General features: G+C 64.5%; 18 protein-coding genes. 6 read left to right on the forward strand and 12 right to left on the reverse strand.

The window, feature by feature from the left end:
* Window positions 1–3 precede the first annotated feature (3 nt).
* Both GNX71_RS22100 and pmbA read right to left on the reverse strand, forming a co-directional pair.
* Entirely contained in the window at window positions 4–954 is a 951-nt protein-coding gene (locus GNX71_RS22100) for an AraC family transcriptional regulator (protein ID WP_206174398.1), read from the reverse strand.
* A 66-nt stretch (window positions 955–1,020) separates the two neighbouring features.
* Window positions 1,021–2,391 carry a metalloprotease PmbA gene (gene pmbA, locus GNX71_RS22105; RefSeq protein WP_206174399.1) on the reverse strand — a complete coding sequence of 457 codons (1,371 nt, stop codon included), beginning with the start codon at window positions 2,389–2,391 and terminating at the stop codon, window positions 1,021–1,023.
* 116 nt (window positions 2,392–2,507) lie between these two features.
* Between pmbA and yjgA the strand changes: the two genes are divergently transcribed.
* The gene (gene yjgA / locus GNX71_RS22110; protein WP_206174400.1) at window positions 2,508–3,164 is read left to right on the forward strand and encodes a ribosome biogenesis factor YjgA; all 657 of its coding nucleotides are present in this window, start codon (window positions 2,508–2,510) and stop codon (window positions 3,162–3,164) included.
* The gene (gene mog, locus GNX71_RS22115; protein WP_206174401.1) at window positions 3,161–3,754 is read left to right on the forward strand and encodes a molybdopterin adenylyltransferase; all 594 of its coding nucleotides are present in this window, start codon (window positions 3,161–3,163) and stop codon (window positions 3,752–3,754) included. The genes yjgA and mog overlap by 4 nt, the downstream gene beginning before the upstream one ends.
* A gap of 9 nt (window positions 3,755–3,763) precedes the next feature.
* Here mog and GNX71_RS22120 read toward each other — a convergent pair whose 3' ends face one another.
* Together GNX71_RS22120 and GNX71_RS22125 are read right to left on the reverse strand one after the other, a co-directional pair.
* Window positions 3,764–4,171, reverse strand: a complete 408-nt coding sequence (locus tag GNX71_RS22120; RefSeq protein WP_206174402.1) for a cupin domain-containing protein — start codon at window positions 4,169–4,171, stop codon at window positions 3,764–3,766.
* Between the two features lie 69 nt (window positions 4,172–4,240).
* Window positions 4,241–4,993: an SDR family oxidoreductase gene (locus tag GNX71_RS22125; RefSeq protein WP_206174403.1), complete on the reverse strand. Its 753-nt coding sequence runs from the start codon at window positions 4,991–4,993 to the stop codon at window positions 4,241–4,243.
* 269 nt (window positions 4,994–5,262) lie between these two features.
* Here GNX71_RS22125 and GNX71_RS22130 point away from each other — a divergent pair, with 269 nt between their 5' ends.
* The 4 genes from GNX71_RS22130 to GNX71_RS22145 all read left to right on the forward strand — a co-directional run bounded on the left by GNX71_RS22130 (window position 5,263) and on the right by GNX71_RS22145 (window position 8,042).
* Window positions 5,263–5,595, forward strand: a complete 333-nt coding sequence (locus GNX71_RS22130; protein WP_206174404.1) for a hypothetical protein — start codon at window positions 5,263–5,265, stop codon at window positions 5,593–5,595.
* Window positions 5,596–6,551: 956 nt separating this feature from the next.
* Window positions 6,552–7,160: a hypothetical protein gene (locus GNX71_RS22135; protein ID WP_206174405.1), complete on the forward strand. Its 609-nt coding sequence runs from the start codon at window positions 6,552–6,554 to the stop codon at window positions 7,158–7,160.
* A 159-nt stretch (window positions 7,161–7,319) separates the two neighbouring features.
* Window positions 7,320–7,613, forward strand: a complete 294-nt coding sequence (locus tag GNX71_RS22140; RefSeq protein WP_206174406.1) for a DUF3658 domain-containing protein — start codon at window positions 7,320–7,322, stop codon at window positions 7,611–7,613.
* 69 nt (window positions 7,614–7,682) lie between these two features.
* Window positions 7,683–8,042, forward strand: a complete 360-nt coding sequence (locus tag GNX71_RS22145) for a hypothetical protein (RefSeq protein ID WP_206174407.1) — start codon at window positions 7,683–7,685, stop codon at window positions 8,040–8,042.
* A gap of 162 nt (window positions 8,043–8,204) precedes the next feature.
* Here the strand turns inward: GNX71_RS22145 and GNX71_RS22150 are convergent, their stop codons facing one another.
* The 8 genes from GNX71_RS22150 to GNX71_RS22185 all read right to left on the reverse strand — a co-directional run bounded on the left by GNX71_RS22150 (window position 8,205) and on the right by GNX71_RS22185 (window position 17,538).
* Complete coding sequence (locus GNX71_RS22150; RefSeq protein WP_206174408.1) at window positions 8,205–8,780, reverse strand: hypothetical protein; 576 nt, start codon at window positions 8,778–8,780, stop codon at window positions 8,205–8,207.
* Between the two features lie 40 nt (window positions 8,781–8,820).
* Entirely contained in the window at window positions 8,821–9,156 is a 336-nt protein-coding gene (locus tag GNX71_RS22155; RefSeq protein WP_206174409.1) for a hypothetical protein, read from the reverse strand.
* A gap of 56 nt (window positions 9,157–9,212) precedes the next feature.
* The gene (locus tag GNX71_RS22160; RefSeq protein WP_206174410.1) at window positions 9,213–9,542 is read right to left on the reverse strand and encodes a hypothetical protein; all 330 of its coding nucleotides are present in this window, start codon (window positions 9,540–9,542) and stop codon (window positions 9,213–9,215) included.
* Window positions 9,543–9,734: 192 nt separating this feature from the next.
* Window positions 9,735–10,295, reverse strand: a complete 561-nt coding sequence (locus GNX71_RS22165) for a hypothetical protein (RefSeq protein ID WP_206174411.1) — start codon at window positions 10,293–10,295, stop codon at window positions 9,735–9,737.
* A 363-nt stretch (window positions 10,296–10,658) separates the two neighbouring features.
* Window positions 10,659–11,594, reverse strand: coding sequence for a cation diffusion facilitator family transporter (locus tag GNX71_RS22170; RefSeq protein WP_206174412.1), 936 nt, complete (start codon window positions 11,592–11,594; stop codon window positions 10,659–10,661).
* A complete protein-coding gene (locus GNX71_RS22175; RefSeq protein ID WP_206174413.1) occupies window positions 11,584–14,805 on the reverse strand; it encodes a CusA/CzcA family heavy metal efflux RND transporter in 3,222 nt (1,073 codons plus the stop codon). Before GNX71_RS22175 ends, GNX71_RS22170 begins: the two co-directional genes overlap by 11 nt.
* A gap of 9 nt (window positions 14,806–14,814) precedes the next feature.
* On the reverse strand, window positions 14,815–16,176 hold the full coding sequence (locus GNX71_RS22180) for an efflux RND transporter periplasmic adaptor subunit (RefSeq protein ID WP_206174414.1): 1,362 nt from the start codon (window positions 16,174–16,176) through the stop codon (window positions 14,815–14,817).
* 18 nt (window positions 16,177–16,194) lie between these two features.
* Complete coding sequence (locus GNX71_RS22185) at window positions 16,195–17,538, reverse strand: TolC family protein (protein ID WP_206174415.1); 1,344 nt, start codon at window positions 17,536–17,538, stop codon at window positions 16,195–16,197.
* Between the last annotated feature and the right edge of the window lie 26 nt (window positions 17,539–17,564).

Consider the following 17,564-nt stretch of genomic DNA (forward strand, 5'->3'; position numbering starts at 1 on the left):
GACTCAGGCGATGGTTGCGAGCGGCGTGTTCTGCGCGGTGCGCAGGCCGAAGCGGTCCTGCGCCTGCTGGCGGTAGGCCGAAGGCGTCATGCCCTTGAGCTGCAGGAAGCGCCGGTTGAAGTTCGCGAGGTTTGCAAAGCCCACCTCGTAGCAGATGTCGCTCACCAGCCGGTCGGAGGTCTGCAGCATCTCGCAGGCCTTGGTGATGCGCAGCCGCGTGACGAAATCGGTGAACGTGCTGCCCATGTGCTTGTGGAAGTAGCGCGAGAAGCTGCTCTCGGCCATGTTGGCCACCGCGCACACGGCCGGCAGCGACAGCTCTTCGGTCAGGTGCGCATCGAGGTAGTCGAGCACGCGGCGCATGCGGGTGTTGGCGCTCGGGTCGTCGTCCAGCGGGCCGGCGGCGCTGGAGATCTGGCGCCAGTCTTCCCAGTTCGCGAGCTCGTGCAGCAGTCCGATGAATTCCGAGAGCCGCGCCATGCCCTCCTTGCCCTGAACGCGCATGAAGCGCTCGCGCATCCGCTCGTGGATGCCGAAGAACTCGATGCCGAGCTTCGCGCGGTCGAGCATCGGCAGCACCGCCTCCAGTTCGGGGAACAGGCCCGAGGCCTTGCGCAGCGGCTCGTCGCGGAAATGAATGACCATGCTGCGGTCGGCGATGCCCTCGGGCGGCACGTCGTGCGAGATCCATGTGTGCGGAAGGCGCCCGCCGACGAGGGCCACGTAGCCAGGCTCGAAGCGGCCGATGTGGTTGCCGACGTACGAATCGCCACTGCTGCGGTTGATGATCTGCAGCTCGTACTCGTCGTGGTAGTGCCAGCAGTCGAACGGCCAGGGCACGCCGTGCTGCAGGCAGCGGACCGAACTGCCGCCCGCCGGCTCGAAACCGAGCCGGGGGTCGCGCATCAGTTCATGCTCGAGTTCCGGCTTTCGCGCATTGTTGTATTTGCTCATGGCGTCTCCCTGGGTGTGACCTTGGGGTGCTTCCGAGCATGCGGCGTTGCCGGCGGCGGCCGCCTGTCAGGCGCCGGCCACCTTCATGCGGTTGACCAGAATCGACCCCGTGGTCTTGGCGCCGAAAGTGTAGGCATCCGCGCCGATGGCTTCAATGCCCATCAGCATGTCCTTCAGGTTGCCGGCGATGGTGATCTCCTGCACCGGGAAGGCGATGCGGCCCTTCTCGACCCAGAAGCCGCTGGCGCCGCGCGAGTAGTCGCCGGTCACGTAGTTCACGCCCTGCCCCATCAGCTCGATCACGAAGAGGCCGGTGCCCAGCTTGGCGAGCATCGCATCGAGGTCGTCGCCGTGCTTCGTGAGGCGCGAGCTCAGCGTCAGGTTGTGCGAGCCGCCGGCGTTGCCGGTGGTCTTCATGCCCAGCTTGCGGGCCGAGTAGGTGGAGAGGAAATAGCCCTCGAGCCGGCCGGCATCGACCACCTTGCGGGCCCGGGTGGTCACGCCTTCGTCGTCGAAGGGCGAGCTGCCCTTGCCGCGCATCACATGCGGGTCTTCGGCCACGTCGATGTGCTTGGGCAGCACCGGCTTGCCGAGCGAATCGAGCAGGAAGGTGCTCTTGCGGTACAGCGCCCCGCCGCTCACCGCCTGCACCAGCCCGCCCAGGAGGCCCACGGCCAGCGGCGACTCGAACAGCACCGGGCATTCGGTGGTCTTGATCTTGCGCGACTTCAGGCGGCTCAAGGCCCGTTCGGCGGCGTAGCGGCCCACGGCCTGCGGGCTGGCGAGTTCGTCGGCCGAACGCATGGAGCTGTACCAGGCGTCGCGCTGCATGTTGTCGCCCTTGCCGGCGATGGGCGCCACCGAAATCGAGTGCCGCGAGCTGGCGTAGCCGCCGCGGAAGCCGTGCGTGTGCGCGCTGAAGAAATGGCTCTGCTGGGCCGAGACGCCCGCGCCTTCGCTGTTGGTGATGCGCTTGTCGGTCGAGAGGGCGGCCGCCTCGCATTCGAGGGCCAGCTTGGCAGCCTGCTCGCTCGTCACATCCCAGGGGTGGAACAGGTCGAGCTCGGGGTGTTCCTTGGCGATGTCTTCCTCGTCGGGAAGGCCGCTGACCGGGTCTTCGGCGGTGAAGCGGGCGATGTCGTAGGCGGCCTGCACCGTCTGCTTGATGGCGCCTTCGGAGAAGTCGGAGGTGCTCGCGTTGCCGCGGCGGTGGCCCACGTAGACGGTGATGCCGAGGGACTTGTCGCGGTTGCGCTCCACGTTCTCGAGCTCGCCCTTGCGGACCGAGACGCTCAGGCCGCAGCCCTCGGAGGCCTCGGCGCCGGCATCGGTGGCACCGAGCTTTTTGGCATGGGCCAGGGCCGTGTCGACCAGGTTTTCGAAGAAGGAGCGGCTGTAGGCGAAGCCGGAATCGGCGCGCGAGGAGGATGTCGTCATGTGGTGGCTATGATACTTGCGCCCCCATCTCCCGGTTTTCCCTCCAGCTTCCCGCTGTCTGTGCGGTCTATTGCGCACATTGCAACGCCGCACGGCGCGGCCCAGAATCCACCCACATGTCCCGCAAACCCAAAAAAGGCTATTTCGTCCGTGGCCAGTTCGTCGCCGAAGGCAGCGAACTCGACCTGGAGCTCAAGCGTGAGCTCAAGGGCACCGACGATGCCAGCCGCACCGATCTCAAGCGCGAAAGCGACGAGCTTCAAAAGCTCGGCACCGAGCTGCTCACGCTGCGCGCCGCCCTGTTCGACGCCCTCCAGCTGGACGAAAAACTGGTCGACGCCGTCGCCGAGGCCAAGCGCATCACCAACTTCGAGGGCAAGCGCCGCCAGATGCAGTTCATCGGCAAGCTGATGCGCAAGCTCGACGAGCCCACGCTGGAAGCCGTCAAGCTCGCCCTGACCGAGCAGAACAGCACGCCGGCCGCAGAAACCGCCGCCCTGCACGAGGCCGAGCGCTGGCGCGACCGGCTGATTGCCGACGACGACGCCCTCGGCGGCTGGATCGAAACCCATCCCGCCACCGACTCCCAGCAACTGCGCGCCCTGGTGCGCCAGGCCCGCAAGGACATGAAGACCGGCCCGGCCGGCGAAGCGCCCCGCCAGGGCAAGGCCTACCGCGAAATCTTCCAGTTGGTGCGGGAGCAACTGGCCGTGCATGGCGGCGACGACCACGCCGCGGCCGCCGCCGCGCAGGACCGGGAAGAGGACGCATGAGTTCGTCGTTCGACCCGGTGCGCATCGGCATCGTCTCCGTCAGCGACCGCGCCTCCAGCGGCACCTACGAAGACAAGGGCCTGCCGGCGCTGAAGGAATGGCTTGGCCGCGCGCTGAAGAACCCCATCGAATTCGAGCCCCGGCTGATCCCCGACGAAACCGCCCTCATCAGCGCCACGCTGATCGAACTGGTCGACGCCGGCTGCTCGCTGGTGCTGACCACCGGCGGCACCGGCCCCGCGCTGCGGGACGTGACGCCCGAAGCCACGCTGGCCGTCGCCCACAAGGAAATGCCCGGCTTCGGCGAGCAGATGCGGCAGATCAGCCTGCGCTTCGTGCCGACCGCGATCCTCTCGCGCCAGGTGGCGGTGATCCGCGACAAGAGCCTCGTCATCAACCTGCCGGGCCAACCCAAGTCGATCGCCGAAACGCTCGAAGGGCTGAAGGATGCCGACGGCGCGCAGGTCGTGCCCGGCATCTTCTCGGCGGTGCCCTACTGCATCGACCTGATCGGCGGGCCGTACCTGGAGACCGACGACGCGGTCTGCAAGGCCTTCAGGCCGAAGTCGGCGATTCGGCCGGTGCGCTGAACGCCGCGGTTACTTGACCAGCGTCAGCAACGGCGCGCCCTTGTCCTTGACCATCGTCACGAGGAACTTCGCGGGCTTGGTCTTGCTGGCGTTGCGGCCCACCGTGTGGATGTCGTTCGGGCCTTCGTAGAAGGTCTGGCCGGGGGTCAGCGTGACCTCCTTGCCGCCCTTCACCCCCATCACGATCGATCCCTCGAGCACATAGATGAAGGCGTGGGCGTCGTGGCGGTGGACCGGATCGACCGAGCCCGGCGGAAAGTCCACGATGAACGAGATCGCCTCCTTGCCGGGCATGTCCGCCAGGTCCTTGGTCATGAGGACGGTCGCTGCGGCTTCGGGCGCCGCCAGGGCGGGCATCGCGGCGAACATGCCGAGTGCGAGGCCGAGGGAAATGCAGGTCTTCTGAAAACGGGTCATGGGTTGTCTTTCCGGCCCGCGTCGCGGGCCTTGAACGAATGAGTGGACCAACAGCGAGCGGTTGGCAATTCAGGCGCGCGCACGCTGTGCAAGCCAGTCCGCGAAACGGATCGTCCCGAGGCGCGGGGCGGTGTCAGACGTGAGCGATCGATCGTCGAGCCGCACGCCGAAGTAGCTCGCTTCTGCATCGGTGACGACCGGGCGCTTGTCGCCGGTCGCTGCGAACAGGCGGCGCACCAGCGCGTCGAGCGGCAGCGCCTCGGGGCCCGCGATCTCGATCCGTCGCCGTGCGGGCGATTCGCCCACCACCACGGCCAGCGCGGCGGCGACATCATCCGCCGCCATCGGCTGGACCAGCGCATTCGAGAGCCGCACTTCGCCGCCCCGCACGCTCCCGTCGGCGATGCCGGCCACGAACTCGAAGAACTGCGTGGCCTGCACGATGGTCCAGGGCACGGGCGAGGCCTCGATCAGCTCTTCCTGGCGCTGCTTGGCGCGGAAATAGCCGCTGGCCAACAGGCGATCGGTGCCGACCACCGACAGCGCGATGTGGTGCGCCACGCCGGCCTCTGCTTCGGCGGCAAGCAGGTTGCGCCCCGCGGTGTCGAAGAAATGCAGCGCCGGCTCGTCCGCGAACGAGGGCGAGTTCGCCACGTCGACGACGACCTGCGCGCCGGCCAAGGCCTCCTTCAGGCCTTCGCCGGTGAGCGTGTTGACGCCCGTGGAGGGTGAAGCGGCGTTGACCTCATGGCCGGCATGGCGCAACAGGGCAGAAAGCTTGGAGCCGATGAGGCCGGAGCCTCCGATGATGACGATCTTCATGGTCGATTCCTCGGTGAAAGGGGTCAAAAAGGTACGCCCCCCATGGGCGTCCATGCAAGCAAGACGTCCGGTGGGAGGCGTTTGTGACACCGAAATCGAAAACCCGCTGAAGTTCATGCGACCGCGGGTGACGGTCCTCCCATCCGTTCAATGAAAAGGGCATTGAGCGTGTGGTTTGGCGAAGACCAAAGACCGCTTCGGGCTCGCGGTGACTCAGCTGTAACCGACTACAGTCGGCCAAGACCGGAGATTCAATCGAAGGAGCGGACATGAGCCTAGAGGTGAGCCCATCTGACGCGGACAGAGCGAGAAGCGTTGTCTCGGAACACCCGCTTTGGGCAGAGGCTTCGGCTCACGTGTACTGTGAGAGCGATATCTTCAGCTCTCAAAAAAGCCTCATTGAGCGTGCACGCCTGACAGACGAAGAGCGTGTCGCGCTGCAAGCTGCGCTCGCCGATACAGATACGGTCCTGGTGGTCAGCTACTACACAGCCGACAAGGCGCCGGAGCCGCTCTCGGGGGGAGGAAAACTGTACGGCTTCTTGGTCCATCCCCATTCCTTTGCGCTGCTGCATGCGGGTGAAGGCACTTGGCGCTCGTAGCTCCTTCCACTCTCACGGGCCCCCCAGCGTGAGGCTACAGTCGGCCAGAAGCCGCCATTCCCACGGAGCTGCTGATTCAGGCGGTACGCTGAGTGCCCCATCAAGATGAATACCGAAATTTATCTGGTCAACTTATGAGCAAGGAGCCCTTGTGCCGTTGAATGAGCAGCCCGCTTCTGGAGCCCAAGGACGCCTTGATGTCTGGGTCGATGGGTCCGCCGTCTGCCTCATCGCGGTCGGCTCGCATGGGGACCCGCTTGACCTGGGGGAGCAAGAAGTGGAGGCCCTCATCCAGCGCCTGCAAGACTGTCTCCGAATGGCCCGCGGCGAAACCCCCAGGGACGTAGGCTGAGAGACGCACTCATACAGCTGAAGTCGACCAGAAGCAGACCTTACCGCGCCCCCCACTGGGCAAGAAATACGAGCGTGCCGGCAGAATTCAGACTGTTTGTGAAACTATCGGACTGCAAGACCATGACTCATATGAGACCTGTCTCCGTCACCATGGCCGACATCTTAAGAGACGGTGGCTCCTACTTCCTTTTGTACGAAGGCTCTGATTCGAAAAGGTATTCGGTGAGCCTTCCGGTAGAGCTGCGCGATGATGTGCGCGTGGGATATGGCAAACCCGTCGTGCGCAACCCCAAGGGCGAAGCAACGGTTCTATCGTGGACAGAGGCGGCCGCATTGGCCCGGGAACTCACCCCGTTGGTCACGCAGTCGGTACTCGAAGGGGGCCCGACCAGAGCGCGCGAGTGTTTATCGTTTCTAGAGCTCGGGGGCGCTTTAGCGCCCGATGGTTCGACGTCTACATGAGGCTGCCCGCCTTCTAGTCGATACCCGCAAACGGCTACAGTCGGCCAAGACCGGTCAGTCGCGCCAGTGGTCAAAATCCAGTCACAGCAGAGGAACAAATTGACCAACGACGGCTGCACGACTACATGCAAGGGAGGCAGGTGAAGCAAGCCAAGACAGTGTGGGCATATACGCTATTCGGGCACAACGACGACTCTTACATGTTGGGCGACGAAACCTACGAGCCCGATGATCAAATCGGTGAATGGCGCTTCGGAGTCGTGGGGCGACCTCATCCGGCGACTTGCCCGGCATGCGGCGTAAAGGTCGATGCCCTCTACATCGGTCCCGAGTACCGCGTGAAGAAGCGTCGTAGGGACATCACCGCTACGTATGACGGCTATATCCTGGTGTCAGAACGCCTGCGCAGGGTGCTCCAGGAGGGCGGTGCTACGAAAGAAGACTTTATTGCGCTACCGGCAGACCCGGATTTCTACTGGCTGCGCCCGCAAAAAGCACTGGAATATTCGGCGGCTGAACGTGCAAAACGCTGCCCAGCGTGCGGGCAGTTTTTCGATGAAGTAGTCCCCATCCCGTTGTTTCTGGGCAAACTTATCGAACCCATCGCAGCGGGGGTCTATCGCTCCTCCCTCGAGTTCGGCTCAGTGCCTCTTAAGGCCTTTCAAGTCGTCGTAGGGTTGCGTACCGCGCTTGCGATAAAGGCAAACTCCTTAGTGGGTATCGATCTTGAGGAACTTCAAAGTAGCTGACGACTGTCTGGTAAGGATAACGCCGTACGGCTCCATCTGACCTTTGGCTTCCCCTGCCTTCGACTTCCATCGGCCAGAACCAGCCAGTCGCGCTGCAGGGAAAAATCCGGCCGCGAGCAGCCCATCCGATTAGGCTGACACATCCAACAATTCAGCACGATGAATGACGAAGACACCGAGCTTTCACCCGCTGAAAGCGAACGGCTTGCCAGGCTGCGTCAAGGCGTGCTGGCGCGCATCGATGCGGCAATTCTTTCTCAAGTCTCCGACGATTGGAGGAAGGTCGCACGCGTGGTCGGGATGGCGATGCTTTCGATGCCTGACCGCCTGAGCGGAATTCCTGATGTCTTCTTCGTGAAGCGGCTCGCGCTGCTCGTCGAGTCTGGTCAACTTGAGTCGCAAGGCAGCTTACGGCGCATGCGCTTTAGCGAAGTACGGCGCCGGCGTGCCTGACGGCAGACGGCCATCAACGGTCCTTCGCAACGCTGTTTCTTCGAGCACCCGCATCAACCGAGGGTAGATTTGAAATCCATTTCCGTCCAGGTACAACCTGAGAGGTCGCCGGGCATAGACATCGCTCGGCTGACCGACCTGTTCACCGAGTTGGCGAGTCGTGTAGACCTTGTCCTGCACCACGCATTTCAGAGCGGAGAAGATAGCGGGGCCTACTTCAATTTCACTTTCGGAGCTGAGCAGCCTGGAGAATTGTGGCGCACGATGCTTGCGCTGATTTACGAAGCTCCAGAGCACAAGGTGCACATGGCGGTTGCATCCATGGCTATGTGTTCAGGCGAATCCGGTTGGGACACATACGTCCAGCTCTTTCATTGGGACCCACTTGTGCCTGTTGTTTCAGCGGCCGAACTGCAGAAATCCATCTGAATCGCTCGACCTGGACCTCGACGTCGGAGACGGTGCTCGGACCAATGCTGAAGGCAAGGCGATGGAGGTCCGCTCTGGAGAAACCTGTACAGCCGGTTCGGGCCCGAAGCCGCCGTATGCGCTTGCACAAAGCGGTCGTTGCACGCGCTGCTTTGAGCACTGCTAGCTAGTGAACGCCTTCGGCTCGACGAGCCGTACACCGGTAAGCAAGGCAAGGTCTTCTGCGAGGGCTTCGTTCACCGCGATTCGGCCCACCTCCTCGAAGTACGCGATAGGCGCTCGACCCATCGGATCATCTTTCAGCACCAACTTTTCGACATCCCTCATCTGGCCGAATTCGAGAAGTCGCCGGTCGAATATCGAGTGGTCAAGGTCGGCAGCCGACTTCTCGATGTTCAAGACGTTTAGCGCAAAGAATTCTCCCAGGAGCACCTTTCGCTTGTACGTTGCCTCTAGCGGCAGGTATTCGCAGTCGCAGTTGTGTGACACAAGGAGTTCGACGAAACGTCGTGAGACGACATAGAACGGGACGGTCATCATGAAGTCTGTCAATCCCGGAGGACTTTCGCGGTCATCGAGCAAGGTAATCCGAACCCTCCCCCAAAGTGACTCTTGCGACTGCCCATGGCGGAGGCCGTATGCAGGGTCATCGAACAGCCGGTTCAGATCCGCTTGATGTGGCCGCGCCTCCGGTCCCGGCACGCTGCGGCGGAGGTCGATTTCAAGGAGCTTTGTCATGCGTCAGTAGTTCCGCTTCTGGCCGATGGGCGACATCGTACTAACTGCTGGAACTCCAGCGGTCCGTTTCCTGCCTTGCTTGCCGTTCGACCGCCTCAAGCAGCGTCCAGTCGGGGGCACAGGTCGGCTGCGGGTGCTCAAGCAGCTTGAGCAGGTTTTGCTGAATGCCAGCATCGAACCCACGCTCCGACTCGGAGAGACGAGCAAAAACAGAAAACCAGTAGTAGCGACTCCAGAAGACGTCTTCGGCACGCTCGCCGCTTTGGAGGAGGTCCTGAGCCGAGTCGTCTAGGCGGCGAAATGCGGCGAGCGCAGTTTCTGCGGTCAGTGCTGCGGAACTCAAAACTCTGCCGTCGATGATGAGCTTGGGATTCATCGTGGTCTCAAGTGGAGGCTGGCGGCCAACAGCCGCTTCTGGCCGCAAGTCGAAGCTCAAGCGAGCCGCAGGTGCCTGTCGTACTCTTGTACAAGCACAGCAAGCAACTCAATACCCTGTGCTTTCCCGACGCCAATGGCGGCCCTCACAGCTTCATCTTCCCGGATAGCGGAAGCACCGTGAAGCAGTTCGCGCAGGGCGCCAACCGCCGCAAGGAAGTGATCTTCGGAGTTCCCCGGCCAAGAGGCTGCTACGTTGCGGTACCTGTCGTGCGTGAGGCCGAAAAGCACAGGAGATTCCCAGTCCCACCGCTCGTCCCAATAGGACAAGGCACGCCGCACGGCAAGCTCTTGAACGTCGGTTAGCTGCAATTTGGAGTCAGGCATGGAATGTCCGGTGTTGGCCGACTGTAGCCGGTCGCGTTGCTGTCGCGAAAGGGCTCCGCAGCAGTCATAAGGACGACTTGAAAGCGGTCATACGATTGCCGTAGTGTGACCCCTCAGTTTTCCGCTATGAACTAGCAGAAGGCATGCACACCGATGAGAAATCGACCTCAATCTCCAGCAGCGATGCACGTTTCAGCGCCCGTTGCTGCTCGACAACTTTCTTACGCGAGGACTTGTTGAATTGAGGTACGTCGTACGTGAAAGTTGCGAGACCTTGGCTTGCTGCAGTAGATCGGCGGTGGCCTGAGCGAACTGCTCCACATCAAAGCTTTTCGGCCTTCGCTTAGCTTGCGTAGTGTTGCGAACCGCGATTCGCAACGCCTCTGCATACGCAGTAAGTTGCCTTTTCGGCGTGAGATTTTTTATCTCGTGCCAGTCGAGCTGACCAACACTCCAGACCTCTTTAGCCTTGTGCCGGTAAGACACGTAGCCGTCGGCCTTTGCAAAGAAATTGCTGTGGCTCCACGATGCGAAGTCCGCCACCTCAAGCAATAGAACAAATCCTTCAATGGATGAGCCGAATGACATGGGAAGGAGAGAGTCGCTCAGATGCGCGTCGATGGCCGGCGTGTAGAGCTTCCACCGACCTTTTTCCGTCTGCCAGTGCTCAGCCGGCCATGCATTGCTCTCCGCCTTCTGTGCACCCAGGTGCAGCACCTCGATGCCGGCAGTGAGGAAAGTCCGAAAGCGCATGTGTTCACTCCTCCTGGCTGGACTCGGCTGATTGATTGTTGTCCGAGACTGGGTCAGTGCGCCCGCGCTACGTGAGGCGGGGTTGATGGTCCGGTCCTGGCCGACTGTAGCCGTACAGGCTGCTGACAGAAAGGGCCCCAAGCTGCCGCAGCACATCCCTCAATGCAGACATATCCAGCAATCCTGCCCCCAACGTAGCCGTCGATTTTATCGCTCGTCACTCTCCAACAAGGAGCCCGTCACGGATCGGACGGATCGGCAGCACCGCGCAACACCTCAAGCGCCGGTTCGACGGTCGATTGGATTCTGGGGATACCTTTGAGAGCGATCTGCGGCATTGCAACGTCGGCAACAGCCGCAGCGCTAATTTCCAACAGTGGCCCGGGCAGTCGTCACCGCAGGCCCGAACCCATGACTCTCGGCCGCCTGCTCGCAAGGCACGCGCTCCACCTGCACGGTCGAATGGTGGATATCGAACTTCTCCGCCAACAGGGCGCGCAGTTGCAGCATCAGCGGCGCCATGTCACCCACCTCGGGCATGCACACCACATGCACGCTCAGGCTCACCTTGCCGCTCGACAGTGCCCACACATGCAGGTCGTGCAGGCTGGCCACACCATCGCTTACCAGCAGCGCGCTTTCGACGGCAGGTAGATCCACGTCGTCGGGCACACCTTCGAGCAGCACGTTCAGGCTCTCGCGCAGCAAGCGCCAGGTGCGCGGCAGCACCCACAGCCCGATGGCCACCGCGATCACAGAATCCACCCACGCCCACCCGGTGAAGCGGATGACCAGTGCCCCGACGATCACGCCGACCGACCCCAGCATGTCGGCCCACACCTCCAGATACGCGCCCTTCACATTGAGGCTCTTGTCCTTGCCGCTTGCAAGCAGCCGCATGCCGACGAGGTTGACGACCAGTCCGCCCACGGCCACCAGCAGCATCATGGTCGACTGGATCTCGGCCGGCGCCGAGATGCGCCGGTACGCCTCGTACAGCACGTAGATCGCCACGAAGAACAGCAGCACCGCATTGAGCACGGCCGCAAGAATCTCGAAGCGGTAGTAGCCGAAGGTGCGCCGCTTGTCCGCCGGCCGCTTGCCGATCCAGATGGCGGCCAGCGAGATCGCCAGCGCCACCGTGTCGGTGAACATGTGGGCCGCATCGGACAACAGCGCGAGGCTCCCCGACACCAGCCCGCCCACCACCTCTGCCACGAGGTAGAGCGAGGTGAGCAGCAAGGCCCAGCGCAGTGCGCGCTCGTTGCCGCCCACCGCGTGGGCATGGTCATGTGCCATGGGTCGTCATTCCTTGAGAACCTGGAGAAGGATCGAGCGGTGCGCCGTGACGCTGTTCGCGGGCGTCCTGCAGTTCTTCGTCTTCGTCGCGCCGGTGCGCGATGCGGTAGAGCAGCGGAAGCACCAGCAGCGTCAAGGCGGTCGAGGACAGGATACCGCCGATCACCACCGTCGCCAGCGGCCGCTGCACCTCGGCGCCGGTGCCGGTGGCAATCGCCATCGGCACGAAGCCGAGCGACGCGACCAGCGCCGTCATCAGCACCGGCCGCAGCCGGGTGAGCGCACCTTCGCGGATCGCCTCGTCCAGCGGCAGCCCGCTTTCCCGCAGGTTGCGGATGAACGAGATCATCACCAGCCCGTTGAGCACCGCCACACCCGAGAGCGCGATGAAGCCCACCGCCGCCGAGATCGACAGCGGAATGCCACGCAGCCACAGCGCGACGATGCCGCCGGTGAGCGCGAACGGGATGCCGGTGAACACCAGCAGGCCGTCCTTCAGGTTGCCGAACATCGCGAACAGCAGCGTGAACACCAGGAGCAGCGACACCGGCACCACCACCTGCAGCCGCTGCGTGGCCGAGGCGAGGTTCTCGTACTGGCCGCCCCACTCGGTCCAGTAGCCGGTGGGAATGGTCACCTTGCGCATCGCCTCTTCGGCCTCGGCCACGAAGGAGCCGAGGTCGCGGCCGCGCACATTGGCGCTCACCACGATGCGGCGCTTGCCGTTCTCGCGGCTCACCTGGTTGGGGCCCGGTGCGAGCTCCAGCGTGGCGACTTCGCCGAGCGGGATGAAGCTGGTGCGCAGCCCCTCGGCACCCGCGCCCTTGGGCAATGCCACGGGCAGCCGTTTGATCGCCTCCAGGTCGGTGCGCAGGTTCTCGGGCAGGCGCACGAGGATGTCGAAGCGCCGGTCGCCGTCGAACAGCGTGCCCGCCTCGCGACCGCCGACCGCGATGGAGATCGCGTCCTGCACGTCGCCGACGTTGAGGCCGTAGCGCGCGGTCTTCTGGCGGTCGATGTTCACCGTGAGCATCGGCAGGCCCGTGGTCTGCTCGACCTTCACTTCCGCCGCGCCGGAGATGCCCGAAAGCACCTTCGACACCTCGGCCGCCGTCTCGTCGAGCACCGCCATGTCGTCGCCGAAGATCTTCACCGCCACGTCGCTGCGCACGCCGGAGATCAGCTCGTTGAAGCGCAGCTGGATCGGTTGCGAGAACTCGTAGTTGTTGCCCGGCAGTTTTTCCACTTCTTCCTGCACCGCCGTCAGCAACTCGGCGCGCGTGCGCTTCGGCCCAGGCCACTCGCTCTCGGGCTTCAACATGATGTAGCCGTCGGAGATGTTCGGCGGCATCGGGTCCGAAGCGATCTCGGCCGTGCCGGTGCGCGCGAACACGCGCTCGATCTCCGGAAACTTCGCCTTCAGCGTGCGCTCGAGCTGCTTCTGCATCTCGACCGATTGCGTGAGGCTCGTGCCCGGAATGCGCAGCGCCTGGATCGCGAAGTCGCCTTCGCTCAGGCTGGGCACGAACTCGGTGCCCAGCCGCGTGGCCAGCAGGCCCGAGAGCAGCACCGCCACCACGGCCGTGGTGATGACCAGCGGCTTGGCCGTCATCACGCGCGCCAGCAGCGGTTCATAGCCGCGCTTGGCCCACACCATCAGGCGGTTTTCCTTCTCGCTGACCCTGTTGCCGATGAAGAGCGCCACGGCCGCGGGAATGAAGGTGATCGACAAAATCATCGCGCCCACCAGCGCAATCACAACGGTGAAGGCCATCGGGTGGAACAGCTTTCCCTCCACGCCTGTGAGCGCAAAGATCGGCAGGTACACGATCATGATGATCAACTGCCCGAACAGCAGCGGACGCCGCGCCTCCTGCGAGGCGGCGAACACTTCATGGAAGCGCTCGCTGCGCGTGAGCGGCCGGCCGTGTTTCGCCTGCGCATGCGCGAGCCTTCGCACGCAGTTCTCCACGATCACCACCGCCCCGTCGATGATGATTCCGAAGTCCAGCGCACCCAGGCTCATGAGGTTGGCGCTGATCTTCTGATTCACCATGCCGGTGAAGGTGAAGAGCATCGACAGCGGAATCACCAGCGCGGTGATCAGCGCCGCGCGGATGTTGCCGAGAAAGAGAAAGAGGATCGCGATCACCAGCACCGCGCCCTCGAAGAGGTTCTTCTTCACCGTGGCGATGGCCTTGTCGACCAGCACCGTGCGGTCGTACACCGTCACCGCCTTCACGCCCGCGGGCAGCGTGCGGTTGACCTCCTGCATCTTCTTGTCGACGGCCTGCGACACGGTGCGGCTGTTCTCGCCGATCAGCATGAAGACGGTGCCCAGCACCACCTCGCGGCCGTTGTCGGTGGCCGCGCCGGTGCGCAGCTCCTGGCCGATGCCGACCTCGGCCACGTCCTGCACCCGCAGCGGAATGCCACCCGCGTTGCCGAGGATCACGTTGCCGATGTCTTCCACCGACTTCACCTGCCCCGGCGCGCGGATGAGGTACTGCTCGCCGCGCTTCTCGATATAGCCCGCACCCACGTTGGCGTTGTTGCGCTCCAGTGCGGTGACCAGGTCGGTCATCGTGAGGCCGTGCGCCTGCAGCTTCGCGGGGTCGGGCGCGATCTGGTATTCCTTGTCGTAGCCGCCGATGGAGTTGATCTCGGTCACGCCCTTCACGTTGCGCAGCTGCGGCTTGATGATCCAGTCCTGGATCTCGCGCAGGTCCGTGGGCGTGTAGGGCTTGCCGTCGGGCTTCTTCGCGCTCTCTTCCGCTTCCACCGTCCAGAGGTAGATTTCGCCGAGGCCTGTGGAGATCGGCCCGATCACCGGCGAGATGCCGCTGGGCATGCTCTCGCGCGCCGACTGGATGCGCTCGTTCACGAGTTGCCGTGCGAAGTAGATGTCGGTGCCGTCCTGGAAGATCACCGTCACCTGCGAGAGGCCGTAGCGCGAGAGCGAGCGGGTCTGCTGCAGGCCCGGCAGGCCCGCCATCACCGTCTCGATCGGATAGGTCACGCGCTGCTCGGCTTCGAGCGGCGAATAGCCGGGCGCGGAGGTGTTGATCTGCACCTGCACGTTGGTGATGTCGGGCACCGCGTCGATGGGCAGCTTCTGGTAGCTGAAGACGCCGAGCGCGGCCATGCCGAGCACGGCGAGCAGGACGAGCCAGCGCTGCGCGATGGAGAACCCGATGATGCGTTCGAACATGCGGCGTCCTCAGTGGGTGTGCGTGGCCGAGCTCTTGCCCTGCTGCGACTTGATGACGAAGCTGCCGCTCGCGGCATAGGCCGCACCGGGCTTCAGGCCGCCGACGATCTCGATGCGCTTGCCGTCGCTGCGGCCGGTCTGCACATGCTGCGGCATGAAGCCGCCAGGAACCTTGAGGAAGACGGTGGGCTTTTCTTCCACCGTCTGCACCGCATCGGCCGACACGGTGACGGGCGCATCCGCCTCCGACGCCACCAGCTCCACGTTCACGAACAGGCCCGGGCGCCACACGCGCTGCGGATTGGTCAGCGTGACGCGCGCCGTGGCCGTGCGCGTCTGCGCACCGATGAGCGAGCCCACGTACGACACCGTGCCGCTCGCCGTCTGGTCGAAGGCGCTGGAGCGGATGGTCACCGGCTCGCCGATGCGCACCAGGTTCAGGTTGTTGGCCGCCACGCTGATCTCGGCCCACACAGTCGAGAGGTCGGAGATGGTGAACACGTTGACCGCCTCGCCCACCGATTCGCCGAGCGAGATGTGCTTCTCGACCACCATGCCGTCGAAGGGCGCACGCAGCTCGTAGCGGCCGAGCGCGGCCGAACCCGGCGTGGCGCCGAGCGCCAGCAGCTTCTGGTTGGCATTGGCCACGGCGATCTGCGCTTCCTGCATGGCCTGCTGGGCCTGCAGGTAATCCTGCTGGGGCGAGATCTTTTCTTCCCAGAGCTTCTTCTCGCGCTCGTAGGTGGTGCGGGCCAGTTCCAGCCGGCGCTGCGCCGATTGCAGTGCGCTGCGCTGCTCCGAGAGCCCCGGGCTCGAGAGCACCGCGAGCACCTGACCGCGCTTGACCTCCTGGCCCAGGTTGGCCGACACGCTGTCGACCACGCCCGCCACGCGCGGCACCACGTGGGCCGTGCGGTCTTCGTTGAACTTGATCTCGCCGGGCAGCTGCAGCGAGGTCTTGATGCGAGCTGGGTCGGCGCTTTCGATCGCCATGCCGGCAGCCTTGACCTGCTCGTCGGTGAAGGGGATCTTTTCCTCGTCTTCCTTGTGCTCCTTCGACTCGGCCTTCGCTTCGGCAGGCGCGCCCTTCTCCTTGGGTTCCTCGCCGTGGTGCTCCTTGTCGGCATGACCCTTGGCTTCTTCATGACCGTGGTCATGGCCATGGTCCTTGCCTTCGGCCTTTCCTTCCTCGTGGTGCTCGCCATCGGCATGCCCTCCGGCCTCCGAGTGACCGGCCGCCTCGGGCTTGGCCGGCGCGGTGCGCAGGATCAGCGCACCGGCCGCGAGGCCCACGACCAGGACGGCCACGATGGCCATCCACTGCTTCTTGCCGACGCGCTCGGCGAAGGTCTTGCGTTCTTCTGTGTTCATGATCTTGGGGTGTCCGTGTCAGCGCACGACAGGCGTCGCGTGCAGGGTTTCTTCGCCATCGGTGCCGAGCAGGCGGTCGAGTTCGCCGGCCGCGCGGTGCGCATCGGCCAGCGCGACGAGGTACTGGTTGCGCACCTGGAACAGCGTGCGCTGCGCATCGAGCGCTTCGAGAAAGCTGAACTTGCCCAGTTCGAAGCCCTTGGTCGCGGCCTTGTAGGCGGTCTCGGCGCCGGGGAGCGCATCGCGCTGCAAGGTCTCGGCGGTGGCGCGCGCCGAGCGCAGGCGCTCGGTGGCCTGCGCCACGTCGGCGCCCAGTTGCAGCTCGGCGGCGGCGAGATCGTCGCGCGCTTTCTCTTCGCGGCTCAGCGCTTCGGCGAGGTTGCCGCGGTTGGTGTCGAAGATCGGCAGCGGCACCGAAAGGCCGACGACGACCTGGTTGCGGCGGCTGCTCGCACTTTCGGTGTCGGTGGACGCAGGCACGCGCTTGGCGCCCAGCGACACGGTCACGTCCGGAATGCGCTTGGCCCTCTCCAGGCTGGAGAGCGCCTCGCGGCGTTCGACTTCGAGCCGCGCCTGCCGCAGCACGGGCGCCGCGAAGAGGCGGCCTTCGACGTCCTGTGCCGAAGCCAGCGTCGGCAGTTGATCGACCGCGCCCTCCACCTGCGTGAAGCGCGGCGCCGGATTGCCCCACAGCGCGGCCAATTGCTGGCGCGCCGAGCGCAACGTGCCCTCGGCCTGCAGCAGCTCGACGCGCACGCCCGCCTCGGCCACGCGCGCGCGGGTTTCCTCCAGCGGCGAGACCTTGCCGGCAGTGACACGATTGGCGGCAGCCTTCGTCGCGATCTGGGCGAGGCCGACCGAGTCCTGTGCGAGTCGCAGGCGCTCCTGCGCGGTCAGCACCTCGAAGAACAGCGTGACGGTCGATGCACGCAGTTCCGAGCGCCGTGCGACGAGTGCCGAGGCGGCCTGGTCACGCGCGCGCTCCGCAGCGGTCACGCGGGCCGCACGCTTGCCGCCCAGCTCGATGGGCTGACTCAGTTGGAGCGTGGTGGTGCGGTTGTCGCGCCGCAGGTCTTCCAGCTGAGCGCCGAGCACCGGGTTGGGCCATGCGCCGGCCTGGACGATGGCGCCCTCGGTGGCCTCTTGCTCCCGCGAGGCCGCGGACAGGCTGGGGTTGGACTGCAGCACCATCGCGATGACGCTGCGAAGGGTGAGCGGACCCGCGGGCTCCAGCGTTCTGGTGCCCGGACGGGATGAGGAAGACTGGGGGCCGGCAACAGCTTCTGACGGCTGCGGTTGCTGTGAATAGGCCGGGGGCACCGCCAAGGCCAACACGGCCAGCGGCACGAAGAGCGTGCGCATCGAATTCTCCTGGGTTGCGAAACAAC

Source organism: Variovorax sp. RKNM96 (assembly GCF_017161115.1).
In the GTDB taxonomy this organism is placed as follows: Bacteria; Pseudomonadota; Gammaproteobacteria; order Burkholderiales; family Burkholderiaceae_C; genus Variovorax.